Origin of the sequence: Nocardioides allogilvus, from assembly GCF_003047285.1 — a bacterium.
GTDB classification, from domain to species: Bacteria; Actinomycetota; Actinomycetes; order Propionibacteriales; family Nocardioidaceae; genus Nocardioides; species Nocardioides allogilvus.
The window spans coordinates 529,863-545,023 of sequence record NZ_PZYX01000001.1 but is presented as its reverse complement, the minus strand read 5'-3'; the positions used below and the strand labels follow the sequence as shown (position 1 = coordinate 545,023).

Annotated in this window: 16 protein-coding genes and 2 pseudogenes; 7 read left to right on the top strand and 11 right to left on the bottom strand. The window is 70.5% G+C overall.

The genetic code is table 11. The features are described 5' to 3' along the window. Window positions 1-15 precede the first annotated feature (15 nt). Together C9J87_RS02660 and C9J87_RS02655 are read right to left on the bottom strand one after the other, a co-directional pair. Complete coding sequence (locus tag C9J87_RS02660) at window positions 16-609, bottom strand: FAD synthetase family protein (RefSeq protein WP_107704660.1); 594 nt, start codon at window positions 607-609, stop codon at window positions 16-18. Between the two features lie 69 nt (window positions 610-678). Beyond that, window positions 679-1,095: a dioxygenase family protein gene (locus C9J87_RS02655; RefSeq protein ID WP_107704659.1), complete on the bottom strand. Its 417-nt coding sequence runs from the start codon at window positions 1,093-1,095 to the stop codon at window positions 679-681. A gap of 29 nt (window positions 1,096-1,124) precedes the next feature. Between C9J87_RS02655 and catA the strand changes: the two are divergent. From catA to C9J87_RS02640, 3 genes and pseudogenes are all read left to right on the top strand, one after another. Continuing rightward, window positions 1,125-1,865: pseudogene (gene catA, locus C9J87_RS02650) on the top strand (catechol 1,2-dioxygenase); the annotation flags it as partial. Between the two features lie 4 nt (window positions 1,866-1,869). Further along, window positions 1,870-2,151: a muconolactone Delta-isomerase gene (gene catC / locus C9J87_RS02645; RefSeq protein WP_010831609.1), complete on the top strand. Its 282-nt coding sequence runs from the start codon at window positions 1,870-1,872 to the stop codon at window positions 2,149-2,151. 14 nt (window positions 2,152-2,165) lie between these two features. Then, entirely contained in the window at window positions 2,166-2,771 is a 606-nt protein-coding gene (locus C9J87_RS02640; RefSeq protein WP_107704657.1) for a class I SAM-dependent methyltransferase, read from the top strand. Here the strand turns inward: C9J87_RS02640 and C9J87_RS02635 are convergent. Next, entirely contained in the window at window positions 2,768-3,793 is a 1,026-nt protein-coding gene (locus C9J87_RS02635) for an Lrp/AsnC family transcriptional regulator (RefSeq protein ID WP_107704656.1), read from the bottom strand. The two genes, C9J87_RS02640 and C9J87_RS02635, sit on opposite strands and share 4 nt — an antisense overlap. Before the next feature lie 116 nt (window positions 3,794-3,909). Here C9J87_RS02635 and C9J87_RS02630 point away from each other — a divergent pair, with 116 nt between their 5' ends. Further along, on the top strand, window positions 3,910-5,181 hold the full coding sequence (locus tag C9J87_RS02630; RefSeq protein WP_107704655.1) for a M20 metallopeptidase family protein: 1,272 nt from the start codon (window positions 3,910-3,912) through the stop codon (window positions 5,179-5,181). Beyond that, window positions 5,090-6,512, top strand: a pseudogene (locus C9J87_RS20510) (MFS transporter). Before C9J87_RS02630 ends, C9J87_RS20510 begins: the two are co-directional and overlap by 92 nt. Window positions 6,513-6,515: 3 nt before the next feature. Here the strand turns inward: C9J87_RS20510 and C9J87_RS02620 are convergent. After that, a complete protein-coding gene (locus tag C9J87_RS02620) occupies window positions 6,516-6,767 on the bottom strand; it encodes a hypothetical protein (protein WP_107704654.1) in 252 nt (83 codons plus the stop codon). A gap of 28 nt (window positions 6,768-6,795) precedes the next feature. After that, complete coding sequence (gene mca / locus C9J87_RS02615) at window positions 6,796-7,686, bottom strand: mycothiol conjugate amidase Mca (protein ID WP_107704653.1); 891 nt, start codon at window positions 7,684-7,686, stop codon at window positions 6,796-6,798. A gap of 51 nt (window positions 7,687-7,737) precedes the next feature. On the opposite strand from mca, the gene C9J87_RS02610 reads away from it, so the two are divergent. Beyond that, entirely contained in the window at window positions 7,738-8,145 is a 408-nt protein-coding gene (locus tag C9J87_RS02610; protein ID WP_107704652.1) for a DUF4307 domain-containing protein, read from the top strand. Window positions 8,146-8,359: 214 nt separating this feature from the next. After that, a complete protein-coding gene (greA, locus tag C9J87_RS02605) occupies window positions 8,360-8,857 on the top strand; it encodes a transcription elongation factor GreA (RefSeq protein WP_010831617.1) in 498 nt (165 codons plus the stop codon). Between the two features lie 45 nt (window positions 8,858-8,902). On the opposite strand, the gene ilvA is transcribed toward greA, so the two are convergent. The 6 genes from ilvA to C9J87_RS02575 are packed head-to-tail and all read right to left on the bottom strand — an operon-like array spanning window position 8,903 to window position 15,128. Beyond that, window positions 8,903-10,123, bottom strand: coding sequence for a threonine ammonia-lyase (gene ilvA, locus C9J87_RS02600; protein ID WP_232211564.1), 1,221 nt, complete (start codon window positions 10,121-10,123; stop codon window positions 8,903-8,905). Then, window positions 10,116-11,417 carry an AI-2E family transporter gene (locus C9J87_RS02595; protein WP_107704651.1) on the bottom strand — a complete coding sequence of 434 codons (1,302 nt, stop codon included), beginning with the start codon at window positions 11,415-11,417 and terminating at the stop codon, window positions 10,116-10,118. Before C9J87_RS02595 ends, ilvA begins: the two co-directional genes overlap by 8 nt. Beyond that, window positions 11,414-12,784: a glutamate mutase L gene (locus C9J87_RS02590; protein WP_107704650.1), complete on the bottom strand. Its 1,371-nt coding sequence runs from the start codon at window positions 12,782-12,784 to the stop codon at window positions 11,414-11,416. Before C9J87_RS02590 ends, C9J87_RS02595 begins: the two co-directional genes overlap by 4 nt. A 4-nt stretch (window positions 12,785-12,788) precedes the next feature. Continuing rightward, window positions 12,789-13,106, bottom strand: a complete 318-nt coding sequence (locus C9J87_RS02585; RefSeq protein WP_107704649.1) for a YidH family protein — start codon at window positions 13,104-13,106, stop codon at window positions 12,789-12,791. Next, window positions 13,103-14,263, bottom strand: coding sequence for a cystathionine gamma-synthase (locus C9J87_RS02580; RefSeq protein WP_107704648.1), 1,161 nt, complete (start codon window positions 14,261-14,263; stop codon window positions 13,103-13,105). Before C9J87_RS02580 ends, C9J87_RS02585 begins: the two co-directional genes overlap by 4 nt. Window positions 14,264-14,312: 49 nt before the next feature. Then, window positions 14,313-15,128 (bottom strand): hypothetical protein, encoded by an 816-nt coding sequence (locus C9J87_RS02575; RefSeq protein ID WP_107704647.1) that lies wholly within the window; start codon window positions 15,126-15,128, stop codon window positions 14,313-14,315. Between the last annotated feature and the right edge of the window lie 33 nt (window positions 15,129-15,161).

Genomic DNA, 15,161 nt, shown 5'->3' with positions numbered 1-15,161 from the left:
CCACCGTAGGCATCCTCAGGTCCGCGCCAGCACGCGTCGGTCGTCACGACCGAGCAGCTCGCGGGCACCCGCGACGTCGCCGCAGGCCAGCCGGCGTCGGACCTCCGTGGAGGAGCAGCGCTGACCGGCGGCCTCGACCAGGTCCACCGCCTCGACGCCGAAGCCGTGGCTGCGCCCGAGCTCGGTGAGCCGAGCCACGTCGCCCTCTCCTCCCCGACCGCACCGGAAGTTGTCGCCCACGACGAGCTGCCGGACATCCAGCGCCGCCACGAGCCCGTCGGCCACGAAGTCCGCCGCGGGCTGGACGGACAGCTCGATCGTGAAGGGCAGGACGACGACCGTGTCGATCCCGAGCGACAGCGCGTGGGCCACCCGGTCGTCGACGGACATCAGCTGACGGGGAGCCGCACCGGGTGCGAGGACCTTCAACGGGTGCGGGCTGAAGGTGACCAGCACCGCTGGGACACCCAGCCGGCGGGCGTGCCCGACGGTGCGGCGTACGAGCGCCTCGTGACCGCGGTGGAAGCCGTCGAAGACGCCGACGGTGACGGCCGAGCCAGTGGTGAAGGTGCCGGCAGGGGGCCAGCCGAGGAAGGCGGGGAGGGACATGAGGGACTCCGGACGTGGAGACCCGGTGGCCGGCGCGATGAGGAGATCACCGGCCACCGGGACGTTGGGTCAGGCCTCGGGCTGGGGCTCCAGCTCGAAGTCGTAGGTGCTGCGGCGGGTGCCCGTGCCGTCGTCCTGCGGGTCGATGACCAGCTCGGGCTTGACCGCCTCGGCGACGTCGGAGTCGAGCCACTCGCCACCGGCGAAGTAGAGCTGGGTCGTGATCGGCCGATGCCCGTCGGCACGCACCTGGATGTGCAGGTGCGCCGGGCGCCACGGGTGCCAGCCGGCCGCCTCGATCAGCTGACCGGTGGGACCGTCGTGCGGGATCTGGTACGGCGCCGGCTGGATCGTGTCGATCTCGAACCGGCCCTCCGCGTTGGTCACGACGACGCCGCGCAGGTTGCCGTCGGGCACGTGCGGGGCGAAGCCCGAGTAGTAGCCGTCGGCGTCGGCCTGCCACAGGTCGACCTCGGCCCGGGCCAACGGGGGACGTCCCCGCCGAGCGCGTCGACGCCATGGCCCGCGAGGTCCTCGACGCCATCTATGCCACCGTCCGCAAGCACAAGATGACCTACGACGAGTTCAACGCCCTCAAGGCGTGGATGATCGGCGTCGGCGAGGACGGCGAGTGGCCGCTGTTCCTCGACGTCTGGCTCGAGCACGTCGTCGAAGAGGTCAACACCGAGCACCGCGAGGGCAACAAGGGCGCGATTGAGGGGCCCTACTACGTCCCCAACGCGCCCGAGCAGGGTGCCGACGGCACCATCTCCATGCGCGAGGGCGAGGGCGGAACGCCGCTGACCTGGACCGGCGCGGTCACCTCCACCGACGGCACCGCGCTGGCAGGCGCCAAGGTCGAGCTGTGGCACGCCGACTCCGACGGCCTCTACTCACAGTTCGCCCCCGGCATCCCGGAGTGGAACCTGCGCGGCACCTTCACCACCGGTGAGGACGGTGCCTTCGCGATCCACACCGTGCAGCCCGCGCCCTACCAGATCCCCACCGACGGCTCCTGCGGCAAGCTCATCGCCGCCGCCGGCTGGCACGCCTGGCGCCCGGCGCACCTGCACGTCAAGGTCTCCGCGCCCGGCCACGAGCTGCTCACCGCCCAGTTGTACTTCCCCGGTGACGCCCACAACGACGACGACATCGCCTCGGCCGTCAAGCCTGAGCTGATCCTCGACCCCAAGCAGGAGTCCGACGGCAGCGCGAGCGTCGACTACGGCTTCGTCCTCGACCCCGAGAAGGGCTGACCACATGCTGTTCCACGCACGGATGGACGTCCGCATCCCGCTCGACATGGACCCCGAGGTCAAGGCAGACCTCGTCGCCCGCGAGAAGGCCTACGCCCAGGAGGTCCAGGAGTCCGGACGCTGGCCACACCTGTGGCGGATCGTGGGCGAGTACGCCAACGTCTCGATCTTCGACGTGGAGTCCAACGACGCGCTGCACGAGCTGCTCTCCGGGCTCCCCCTGTTCCCCTACATGGACATCACGGTGACGCCGCTCGCCAAGCACCCCAGCGACATCAACGCCTGACATACGGTCGTCCCATGGACTCACACGCATGGGACGAGCGGTACGCCGCCAGCGACCTCGTCTGGTCGCGCGGACCCAACGCCGTCGTGGCCGCCGAGTGCGCGGACCTGGCGCCCGGGCGAGCCGTCGACCTGGCGTGCGGCGAGGGCCGCAACGCGATCTGGCTGGCCTCCCTCGGCTGGGACGTGACCGCAGTCGACTTCTCGCAGGTCGCGGTCGACAAGGGCCGGACGTTGGCCGGCGACCTGTCAGTCACATGGGTGTGCGCCGACGCGACAGAGTGGACGAGCGACGGACTGGACCTCGCAGTGGTGGCCTACTTCCAGGTGCCGGCCGCGCTGCGGCGTACGGCGGTGCGCAATGTCGTCACGTCATTGCGACCGGGCGGCACGCTGGTCTGGGTCGCCCACGACTCCAGCAACCTGACCGAGGGCACCGGCGGCCCGCAGGACCCGTCCGTGCTGATGACGGCACAGGATGTGCTCGCCGACCTCGATGGGATCGAGCTCGAGGTCGTCCGGGCCGAGCGGGTGGAACGGGTCGTGACCGCCGACGACGGTCACGGCAGCGAGGTCACCAAGACTGCGTGGGACTGCCTGGTCCGGCTCGTCCGCGCCTAGCGCACGACGGACGCCAGCGCGCTCGAAGGAACGACTTCCCCGGTCGCCAACCCGTTGTCGTCGAGCAACCACCCGATCCGTTTCGACGTGCGGAGCGTGATCGCGTTGTCGACGATCCCCAACCACGGCAGCCGCTCGCCGAGCAGCTGCTCGAGCCGCATGAGGTGCTGCAAGGAACGCACCCAGACCGTGAACATGAGGTTGGTGTCCCCGGTCGTCGAGATGCACAGGCGCAGCTCCGGCAGGGTGCCGAGGGCGGTGACCGTGCGCTCCCGCTCGGCAGCGGGCACCCGCGCCACCCACGTGCAGCTGATCGGCCACCGGGACGCCAGCTGAGCTACTTCGCAGCGGAAGCGCAACGCCCCCGAGCCGACCAGCCGCGAGAGCTGGCGACGCACCGTGGCCTCAGGCCGCCCGATCTGTCGGGCCAGGTCCGCGGCCGACGCGCGGCCATCGCGGGCCAGGGCGTCGATCAGCGCCTCGGCGTCACGGGGCGGGGTCACACCCGGCTGTGGTCCGGCAGCGGCAGCCAGCTGCTCACATACCGCCTGCTGGTCCCGGTCGAGCGCATCCAGCCGCCAGTTCGTGCCGTCGCTGTGGACGGCTGTGGCCAGGTGGGTGCGCTGCCGCTCGATGCCCGCGATGCCGGCCATGTCGTCGAGGACGAAGCGGGTCAGGGAGGGGAGGTCCGGGGTGAGCACGGTGAGCAGCAGGTCGCGTCCACGTGCCGACTCCTCGACGGAAATGGTCCGGGGGTCGCGACACAACAGGCGGACGACCTCGGCTCGATGACCGGGCGCGACATCGACCTCGACGAGCGACGTGACCAGGTCGTCCCCGCGCGCCTCGGGATAGGACGTGACCCAGGCCAGCCCGCTCGAGCGGAGGCGGTGCCACCGGGCGGCCAGCGCCGTCGGTGTGGCGTCCAGGACGCGAGAAAGGTCGGTCCAGGTGACCCGAGGAGCAATCTGCAGAGAATGCAGAAGTGCAAGATCCGCCTCCTGGAAGCCGGGAGTGTGCACGTTTCCTCCTCCATTTCACCTTTTGGTGATCGAAATCAACATTGTTGGGCGGACAGTGTGACGACGATCGCACACTCGTCTCCTACGCCACAGCCCTCCCAGGCAGGAGATGACCCATGAGCACTCTGGACGACGCGCGAACCATGGCCGCGGACCTCACTGAGCTGCGCGAGGCGCTGCACCGGGAGCCCGAGATCGGCCTGCACCTACCGCGCACGCAGGAGAAGGTCATCGCGGCCCTGGACGGCCTCCCCCTCGAGATCAGCACCGGGACGGACACCACGTCGGTCACCGCCGTTCTGCGAGGCACGGCGCCCGCCGGGACCGGGGACAGCGGCCCCGCACCCGTCGTCCTGCTGCGCGGCGACATGGACGGCCTCCCCGTCCAGGAAGCGACGGGCCTTCCCTTCTCCTCGCAGGTCGACGGGGCCATGCACGCCTGTGGTCACGACCTGCACACCAGCATGCTCGTTGGCTCCGCCCACCTGCTCAGCGCCCAGCGCGACCGGTTGGCCGGCGATGTCGTCTTCATGTTCCAGCCCGGAGAGGAGGGGTGGGACGGCGCCGGCGTGATGATCCGCGAGGGGATCCTCGACGCGGCCGGGCGCCGAGCGGACGCGGCCTACGCCCTCCATGTCTTCGCCGGGCTCGCTCCCGGTGGCCACGTCCTCACCCGCCCCGGGACCTACCTCTCCGCCTCGGACGAGCTGCACGTGACTGTCGTCGGGTCGGGGGGTCACGGCTCCACCCCCGACCGCAGTCGCGACCCTGTTCCCGCCGTGGCCGAGATGGTCACGGCCCTGCAGACCATGGTCACGCGACGGTTCAGCATCTTCGACCCCGTCGTGGTGACCGTCGGCCTGCTCCAGGCCGGCACCAAGGCCAACGTCATCCCGGACACCGCAACCTTCCAGGCCACGGTGCGCACCTTCTCGGAGGCCGCCCGCAACACGATGATGCTCGAGGCTCCCCGCCTCCTGAAGGGCATCGCCGCGGCGCACGGGCTGGAGGTCGACGTGCAGTACGTCGACCAGTACCCGATCACCTCGAACGACGTCGCCGAGACGGCCTTCGTCACGGACACGGTCATCGACCTCTTCGGCGATGAGCGCCACGTCGCCATGGACTCGCCGGTCGCCGGCTCCGAGGACTTCTCGCGCGTGCTCGCCGAAGTGCCCGGCAACTTCATCGGGCTCTCGGCCGTGGCCGGCGGAGCCGACCCACAGACCGTGCCCTTCAACCACTCGCCGAAGGCCACCTACGACAGCTCGGTGCTGCCCGACGGGGTCGCTCTCTATGCCGAGCTCGCAACGCGCCGCCTCGCGGCGCTCCGCTCCCGGGCTGACCTCACCAGCAGCCACCCCGCCCACAACCCCGCCACCAACTGAGCCCCAGGAGGCCACCATGAGCGTCATCGACCCACCCGCGACCGTCCCTCACCGGCTGCCCGTCCGCAACCTGGTCGCCGCCAGCGCCGGCAATGCCGTCGAGTGGTTCGACTGGACGATCTTCGCGCTCTTCTCGACCTACTTCGCCACCCAGTTCTTCCCGAGCGACAACCCGACCCTGGCCTACCTCAACACAGCCGCGACGTTCGCCCTCGCGTTCTTCTTCCGTCCGCTCGGCGGCTGGCTGATCGGTCGGTTCGCGGACGTGCACGGCCGCAAGCCCGCCCTGCTGGTCACCATCGGCCTGATGTGCGGCGGCTCGTTGGTCATCGCGCTCACGCCGACGTTCGAGACCATCGGCTGGTTCGCGCCGATCGTGCTGCTGCTGGCTCGGATCGCCCAGGGCATCTCGACCGGCGGCGAGGTCGGCCTATCTCTACGAGATCGCGCCGGAGGACCGGCGTGGCCGCTACTCGTCCTTCTGCTACATGTCCACGGGAGCAGCCATCCTCCTCGCGTCCCTGCTCGGCTACTGGATGAGCAGCACCTTCAGCCAGGCATTCATGCACGAGTGGGGCTGGCGCGTGCCCTTCGTGGTCGGCGCCGTCCTCGGTGTCGTCGTCGTGTGGCTGCGACGGACCATGGACGAGTCGACCGAGTTCACCGACAAGGTCGAGGGCACCGAGCCGGTCAAGAGCCCGCTGCTGACCACTCTGCGCGACCACCCTCGCGCGGTCGCCCAGATCCTTGGCTTCATCGCCATGCTGACGCTCGTCTACTACACCTTGACCAATGCGCTGAAGGCCTACGCCAGCCGGCCGCTCGCCGAGGGTGGGACCATCGGCGCGTCCGAGTCCGACACCTTCTTGGCCCTCAGCATCGGGCTGGTCGTCTTCGTCGCGGCGCAGTATCCCTTCGGCCTGCTGGCCGACCGCATCGGCCGGCGCAACCAGATCCTCGGCTGCGCCGTGGTCTTCGCGGTGATCACCGTCCCCCTGTCGCGACTCGTCACCGACGACCTCGCCAGCCTCATCCTGGTGTTCGTCGTCAGCCTGGGGCTCTTCGCCTCAGCGACCTCGGTGACCCCGGCCGTCCTGTCCGACCTCCTGCCGGTCAACCTGCGCGGCGTCGGGATCGGGTCCTGGTACAACATCGCGATTGCGCTCTTCGGGGGTACGGCGCCGTTCATCCTCACCGCCCTGACCGATGCTGGGCACACGACGCTCTTCTTCTGGTACATCGTGGCCATGTGCGTGATCGGCTCGATCGTGATGCTCACCGTCCCGGACGAGCGCCGTGGGACCGCGCTGCACCGGAGGGCCGCCCAGTAGGCCTCAGCCAGAGGTGGTCGAGTCGCCGTCGGCGGGCTCGTCGCCGGAACCGGCCGGCTTGTCGCCGTACGCCCCGGCGTCCTTGGCCGCCTGCGCCTTGCGCAGCTGCTTGGTCAGGCTCCAGCCGAGGAACGCGACCGCGAGGGCCAGCAGCAAGAAGATGATCAGCGCGACCCAGCCGGCCTTGACGTCTTCGGGCGCGGGGCCCTCGGTGGTGGCGATGGTGACCGCGACGGCCAGGCTGTGCGTGAACATGGGCCCAGTCTCTCAGGCGCGTGTCGGCTCAGGCGTCAGGGGTGATGCCGGCGAACAGGTCGTCCTCCGGCAGCTCGGAAGCGACGTGGCTCACGACGAGCTCGAAGTCCTCGGTCGGCCACGTCTCGGCCTGGATCTCGCGCGGGATCGAGAAGAACCAGCCGTCGGGGTCGATCTGCGTCGCGTGCGCGAGCAGCGCCTGGTCGCGCACCCCGAAGTAGTCCGAGCACGGCACCTTGGTCGTCACCCGGGCGTCCCAGTCGGGGCGCTCGGGCCAGTCAGCCAGGCGCTCTGCCCACGGCGACTCGAGGTCGTGGGCCAGCATCGCCTCGTGCAGCGCGACGGCCTTGGGCCGGCTGTGGCCGTGCTGGTAGTAGAGCTTGAGCGGCTGCCACGGCTCCCCCGCCTCGGGATAGCGCTCCGGGTCGCCGGCCGCGTGGAACGCCTCGACCGAGATCTTGTGGCACATGATGTGGTCGGGGTGCGGGTAGCCGCCGTTCTCGTCGTAGGTCGTCAGCACGTGCGGACGCAGCTCGCGGATCAGCTTCACCAGCGGCGCAGCACCCTCCTCGACGTCGACGAGACCGAAGCAGCCCTCGGGCAGCGGCGGCTTGGGGTCGCCCTCGGGCCAGCCCGAGTCGATGAAGCCGAGCCAGTCCTGGCTCACGCCGAGGATGTCGCGGGCGCGCTCCATCTCCTGGCGGCGGATCTCGTGGATGTTCTCGAGGATCCCGGGCCGGTCCATCTTCGGATTGAGGATCGAACCGCGCTCGCCGCCCGTGCAGGTCACGACGTGCACGTCGACGCCCTGGGCGACATACATCGCCGTCGAGGCCGCGCCCTTGCTCGACTCGTCGTCGGGGTGGGCGTGCACGTGCATGAGGCGATATCCGGCGCGCTGGGCGGAAGGCTGCGGCATGGACGAGAGTCTAGGTTCTGCACCGTTGGCCGAGTTCTCTAGGCTGCACGCGTGACCGAGCCCGCGCCTGCCCCCAGCGACCTTTCCCAGAGGTACGGCGCACCCGCACCGTGGCGCCGGCAAGCACTGGTCGCCGCGACGGCCGTGCTGGCACTGGTCTTCCTCGCCTGGGTGGCATGGGTGGCGTGGTCGCACGGCACCCCCGCAGCCGAGTCGGAGCTGGTCAGCTACGACGTGCGCAGCGCCAGCTCCGCGATCGCGCACATCGACGTCCAGCTCGAGGACGGCGCCGACGCCACCTGCCGGGTGCGGGCCTTCGCCGAGGACCACACCACCGTCGGCGAGATCTCGTTCACGCCCCAGCAGGGCCGCAACGACGTCGTCATCCGCACCGAGCGACTCGCCACCAGCGTCGACCTGATCGGCTGCACCACTCCCGACCAGGAACGTCCGCGCTGAGCGTCTGAGCGCCCCCGTCCACGCCGCTGACCAGCCTATTTGGTGTCGTCGACCTGCATCTGCTCGCCTGAGTTGCTACGTTGGTGTCCTGCCCGCCCGGCAGCGCCAGCCCATTGCGCGGCCGAGAGCGCCAGCCGCAGGGCTCGCCAAGCAGGACAAACACCACCACGAGTGGATGCGATTGTGCGTATCCACCTAGTAGGAGTACACCGACATGACTCAGGACGCCGGCACCATCTGGCTCACGCAGGATGCCTTCGACAAGCTCACCTCCGAGCTCGCGGAGCTCAAGGGGCCTCGCCGCACCGAGATCATCGAGAAGATCTCTGCCGCTCGCGATGAAGGCGACCTGAAGGAGAACAGCGGCTACCACGCTGCCAAGGACGAGCAGGGCAAGCAGGAGGCTCGCATCCGCCAGCTGGAGGACATGCTGCGCCGCGCCGAGGTCGGCGAGACGCCGGCCAACGACGGCGTCGTGGAGCCCGGCATGGTCGTGACCATCCGCTTCACCGGCGACGACGACACCGAGAAGTTCCTGCTCGGGGCCCGCGAGAACCTCGCCGAGGGCGACACCCTCGACGTCTACTCCCCCCAGTCCGCCATGGGTGCCGCGATCAACGGCCACAACAAGGGCGAGACCGTCACCTACACCGCGCCCAACGGCAAGGACATCCAGGTCGACATCGTCGACGCGGAGCCCTACCGCAGCTGACCTTCGTTCCACACGTTGACCCGGCACCCCGTGTGCCGGGTCGACTCATTCGTAGACCTTGTAGCCCGCCTCGCGGAGCTTGGCCATCACGACCCCCGCGTGCACCTCGCCGCGGGTCTCGAGCTGGATCCGCACCTCGACCTCGTTGAGGTTGAGCGTCGGCGAGATCCGCTCGTGGGCGACCTCGAGCACGTTGGCGCCGGCCTCGCCGACGCGGGCGAGCAGCCCGGCCAACCCGCCGGGCAGGTCGGGGATCACGACCCGGAGGTAGAGGTAGCGCCCGGCGGACGCGAGTCCGTGGCGGATCACCTTGCCGAGCAGCAGCGGGTCGATGTTGCCGCCCGAGAGGATCGCCACCGTCGGGCTCTCGAAGTGGTGCGGCGTGTCGAGGATGGCCGCCACGGCGGCGGCACCGGCCGGCTCGACGACCATCTTGGCGCGCTCGACGAGGGCGAGCAGCGCCCGCGACAGTGACTCCTCGGAGACGGTGCGCACCTCGTCGCAGTGGTCGCGCACGGCGGCGAAGGTGATCTCACCCGGACACCCGACCGCGATGCCGTCAGCCATCGTCGCCATCGACGACAGCGCGACGGGTGCGCCGTGGCGCAGCGAGTCGGGGAAGGCGGCAGCCCCCTCGGCCTGCACGCCGATCACCCGGACGTCGGGACGGGCGGCCTTGATCGCGATGGCGACGCCGGCGAGCAGGCCGCCACCACCGGTCGGCACGATGACCGTCTTGACGTCGGGCTTCTGCTCGAGGATCTCCAGCCCGGCGGTGCCCTGCCCGGCGACGACGTCGGCGTGGTCGAACGGGTGGATCAGCACCGCCCCGGTCTCGGCGGCGAACCGCCGCGCCTCGACCAGCGCGTCCTCGAGGTAGCGGCCGTGGAAGCGGACGTCGGCGCCGTACGCCCGCGTCGCCTTCTCCTTCGGGATCGGCGCCCCCTCGGGCATGAAGACGGTGGAGCGGATGCCGAGCGTGGTGGCGGCGAGCGCGACACCCTGGGCGTGGTTGCCGGCACTGGCGGCCACGACGCCGGCAGCACGCTCCTGCTCGGAGAGTCGCGAGATGCGGACGAAGGCGCCGCGGATCTTGAAGGAACCGGTGCGCTGGAGGTTCTCGCACTTCAGGCTCACGGGTCCGTCAGCCAGCGCGGAGAGCCAGCGCGACTCCTCCATGGGCGTGCGCACGGCGACGCCCTGCAGCACCTCGCGCGCGGCCTCGATGTCGGCCAGGGTCACACCACTCAGGCGAGGGTCACTCACTCGCCACCTCCTGCTCCACGTCTCGCTCCTCCTCGTCGGTGACGACTGGTGACTCGTAGTCCTCGGGCTCGCTCTCGCGGGCGAGGTGGTTGACCACTGCGTTGCCTGCGGCGACGAGGGGTACGGCGATGAGCGCGCCGGCGATGCCCGCGACCAGCACACCGCACCCGATGGCCACGATCACGCCGAGCGGGTGCACGGACACGAAGCGACCCATCAGGAAGGGCTGCAGGATGTGTCCCTCGATCTGCTGCACGAGGATCACGCCGCCGAGCATGAGCAGCGCGGTGAGCGGGCCCTGGTCGACGAGCGCGACCAGGATCGCGACGCTGCCCGCGACGGTCGCTCCGACCATCGGGATGAACGCACCGAGGAAGACCAGCACACCGATCGCCAGCACGAACGGCACACCCAGCAGCGCTGCCACGATCGTCACGCCGATCGCGTCGGCGAGCGCGACCAGCACCGTGGCCCGGACGAACTGGGTCAGCGAGATCCACGCGACGCGGCCCGAGCCGTCGACGTGCTCGCGCGCCGCGCGGGGGGCGAGCCGGACCAGCCACGCCCAGATGCGCGAGCCGTCGGCGAGGAAGAAGTAGGTGGAGAACAACACGATGAAGAAGCCGGCGAAGACGTGTCCGACGGCGGTGCCGAGCTCAGTGAGCCGGGTGACGGCGCTGCCCTCACGGGAGTTCTCGGTGATGGTGCGCTGGGCCGACTCGATCCACCCGTTGAGCTGGCTGTCGCTGAGGTTGAGCGGTCCGTCGCGCAGCCAGTCCTTCACCTGGCCGAGGCCCTCGACGACCGAGTCGGCGAGGTCCTGCGCACCGGCGGCGACCTGCTGGCCGACATAGGTGAGGAGCAGCCCGACGGTGGTGATGCCGACGATCATCACGATGCCCGCGGCGAGCCCCCGCGGCACCCCGATCCGCTGCAGCAAGGCGACCGCCGGGCCGACCAGCGCCGCGATGAGCAGCGAGATCGCCAGCGGCATGGTGATGACGGCGAAGAAGGCCAGCACCCAGGCGAGGCCGAAGACGGCCGCCGCGATGATGATCAGCCTCCATGACCAGGCCGCCGCGAGGTCGATGCCCCACGGCACCTGCGCGCGGCTGAAGTTGCTGGCCCCGGTGGTGATCGTGATCGGTTCCGGCCGGCGCTCGGCGCGCAGCGCCGCCCACTGCTGGGCCAGCTGCGAGGCCAGCCGCTCCCGCCGCCGGGAGTCGGGATCGGTCTCCGCCGACGTCTCGACGTCGCCGAGCTCCTGGTCGCTCACCCCGGTGTCCTTCGTCACGACTGCAGGCTACTCATCGGCACCGACGACAACCCCTGCACGAGCCGGTGGGCCGCCTCGGGATGTGCCGCGGCCAGCAGCCCGGCGGCGGCCAGCACGTAGTCGTGGTCGACGACCACCCGCGGCGCACGGGGCAGCTGCCACCCGCCGTCGTGCTCGCCGGTGGCGGGCAACAGCACGCGGCCCACGACACCGTCCACGCCGTTGCGCAGCACCCCTCCGGAGCCGACGAGCAGGTCGACCTCGCGCAGGTCCTTGCCGGTGCGCTCGACGACCCGGCCCTCAGGGCTCAGGACGACCTTGCTCCGGCCGGCGTGCCGCTTGAGGGCGAGCTCGATCGCGGCACGGGCGATCGCCTCGTCGATCGCGACCTCGTCGGCCGAGTCGGGCAGGTAGTCGGGGTCGACCCGTCGCCGCTCCGCCGCGGCGGCGAGATCGAGCCCAGCCTCCGACACCGTGCTCACCGCCGACCACCGCATCCCGAGGTCGCCCTCGACGGTGCGGGTCACGGCAGTGGTCGCGACGACCTCGCGCGCGAGTCCGCTCTCCTCCGGGTCGACCTCGACCACGCTGTGGACGTCGGTGGTCGCCCCACCGACGTCGACGACGACCACGTCGCCGGCGCCGGGACGTGCCTCGTCGAGCCCGCGCGCCAGCAGCTCGACGCCGGTGAGGACCACGTCCGGGGTCGCCCCACGGACCATCGCCGCGAAGTCGGTGCGCGTGCTGAGGTGCTTGCCACCGATCACGTGGGCCAGGAACATCTCGCGGATCGCGGCGCGTGCCGGCTCGGCCGCGAGCACGCCGATCCTCGGCACCACGTTGTCCGCCAGGACGTACGGCGTCCGCGACTCCTCGAAGGCCGCGGCGACGCGCGACTGTGCCTCGACGTCACCCGCGACGACCACGGGGCCGGCCCAGCGAGCCTCCGCGAGGAAGTCGGCATCGGCGACGAGCTGGCTGCTGTTGCCGCCGTCGGTGCCACCCACGAGCAGCACGACGTCGGGCTCGGCCTCGCGCAGGTCGGCGTAGCGCTGCGCATCGAGGCCGCCCGAGAGCACGGCCACGACCTTCCCGCCGCTGGACAGGGCGACGCGGCGCCCGGCCTCGGCGGTGACGAGCTCCTCGTTGCCGACGACCGCGATCCGCAGCCCGCCACCGGCGCTGGAGCAGGCCAGCACCTCGGCGTCGCGGGCGCGGGCATCCTGCTCGCTCAGCGCGGCCAGGCAGGCGTCGAAGCCGTCGAGCACGTCGGTGCCGATCGTGGTCGCGTGGCTGGCGGACGCCACCATCGCGCCGGTCCCGAGGTCGACCAGCGACGCCTTGGTGAAGGTCGACCCGAAGTCGACGCAGACGACTGCGGTCACGGCCTCACACCAGCACGGTGACGACGGCGGCCGCCGCGCCGAGCACGACCGCGGCCGTGAGCAGCACGAAGACGACACCGTTCGTCGGCAGCATCTCCCCCGCCCGGATCGCCCGGTCGGCAGCGCGGAAATGGGCATAGCCGACGCAGCCGGCCAGCGCGCCGGAGGCGAGCAGCAGCAGCGACAGGACAGTCGTCGCGGCCGACGGGTCGACCAGGTGGAAGATCGCGACACCGGCGGCGACCAGCCCGATCGCCGTACGCACCCAGGCCAAGAAGGTCCGTTCGTTGGCGAGCGAGAAGCGGATGTCGGGTTCGGTCATGCCAGCGCGCGGTCGAGATCGGCGAGCAGGTCCTCGACCGTCTCGATCCCGACACTGAGCCGGATCAGGTCGGAGGGGACCTCGAGGTCGGTGCCGGCGACGCTCGCATGGGTCATCCGGCCGGGGTGCTCGATCAGGGACTCGACGCCACCGAGCGACTCCCCGAGCGTGAAGACCTCCGCCTTCGCGCAGACGTCGAGCGCCTGCTGCTCGCCGCCGGTGACGCGGAAGCTGATGATGCCGCCGAAGCGCTTCATCTGCTTCGCCGCGACCGCGTGGCCGGGGTGGCTCTCGAGCCCGGGATAGATGACCTCGGCGACCTTCGCGTGGGAGCCGAGGAACTCGACGACCTTCTCGGCGTTGTCGCAGTGGCGATCCATCCGCACCCCGAGCGTCTTGAGCCCGCGGTGCGTGAGGAAGCAGTCGAAGGGACCGGGCACGGCCCCCATGGAGTTCTGGTGGAACGCGATCTTGTCGGCGACCTCGAGGTCGCGGACGACGACCGCGCCGCCGACGACGTCGCTGTGCCCGCCGACGTACTTCGTCGTCGAGTGGACGACGACGTCAGCGCCGAGGGTGAGTGGCTGCTGCAGGTAGGGAGACGCGAACGTGTTATCCACGACGAGCAGCGCTCCCGCTTCATGGGCGACCGCCGCCAGCTCCTCGATGTCCCCGATGTTGAGCATCGGGTTGGTGGGCGTCTCGACCCACACGATCTTCGTCCGGCCGGGGACGATCGCGGCCCGCATCGCGTCGACGTCCGAGACCGCGGCGGGGCTGTGGTCGAGGCCCCAGACGCGCGCCACCTTGTCGAAGAGCCGGAAGGTGCCGCCGTAGGCGTCGTCCGGGATGACCGCGTGGTCGCCCGGCGCGGTGAGCGCCCGGATGATGGTGTCCTCGGCCGCCAGGCCGCTCGCGAACGCGAAGCCGCGCTCGCCCTCCTCGACGGAGGCGAGCGCGCCCTCGAGAGCAGTCCGGGTCGGGTTGGCCGAGCGGCTGTACTCGTAGCCGCCCCGCATCCCGCCCACACCGTCCTGCTTGTAGGTGCTGGTGGCGTAGATCGGCGGGATCACCGCACCGGTCATGGCATCGGGTTCGTAGCCGGCGTGGATCGCACGCGTCTCGAAGCCGGACTTGTTCGTGTGTTCCTGGGTCACACCGTGACCCTACCCACGCCCGAGCCGTGGCGGCCCGGGCGTGGGTGTCTCAGCGTCCGGATTCCACGGCGGTCTGACCGGTGGCGTCCTTGAGACCCGCGAGGGTCGGCGACGCGACAGCGGCGGGACGTGCCGCCCAGTTTCCCTGGATGAAGGCCGCGGCACCGGTGTTCGTGAGCTGGCCGAGCAGGTTGGCCCCGTAGGCATTGGGACTGTTGAACGTCACCGAGGACACGTTGGGGGCCCCGGTCGCGAACACGCAGAGGTGGCCAGGAGCAGCGTTGGGCAGCGTTGCTGTTCCGGAACATCCCGCCGGCGGCACACCACCTACCGGGATGTAGTGCGTTGTGGGGGTGGCACTGAAGGTCACCCCGAAGGAGATCGGTGACGTGACGTAGGTCCCGGAGGGGACGTCGGCGACGTAGTGGCCGCGGATCAGCTGGACCTTGGGCGCGTACTTGGCGTCCGATTCGGTCTTCGTGTACGCCGAGCCGGCTGCCGCATAGCTGCCGACCGGCTGGAACTTCGCGTCCGACTCGGCCTTGGAGTAGCCCGAGCCCTTCGCGGCGTACGCCGCGTCGCCAGCAGCCTTCGTCAGGAAGCCCCCGAGGGCGGCGTCGGTCTGCGCCTTGGTGTAGTAGTTCGCAAAGGCTGCGCCGGTCTCGGTCTTCGTGGAGTACTTCGCATCCGATGCGGACTTCGTGTAGTAGCGCTTGTCGGCGAGGGGCTGGAGCTTCTTCTTCCAGATCTTCTTCCAGTTCGTCGCGGCGAACTGCTCCACCTCCGCACCGGCAGGGCTGACGGCCGTGACGCCGCCGCCGATCAGTACGCCTGCCACGACCGCGGCGAGCGCGCGCTTGGTCATTCCTCGAGACTGCATGGTGGTCGTCCTCTCAGT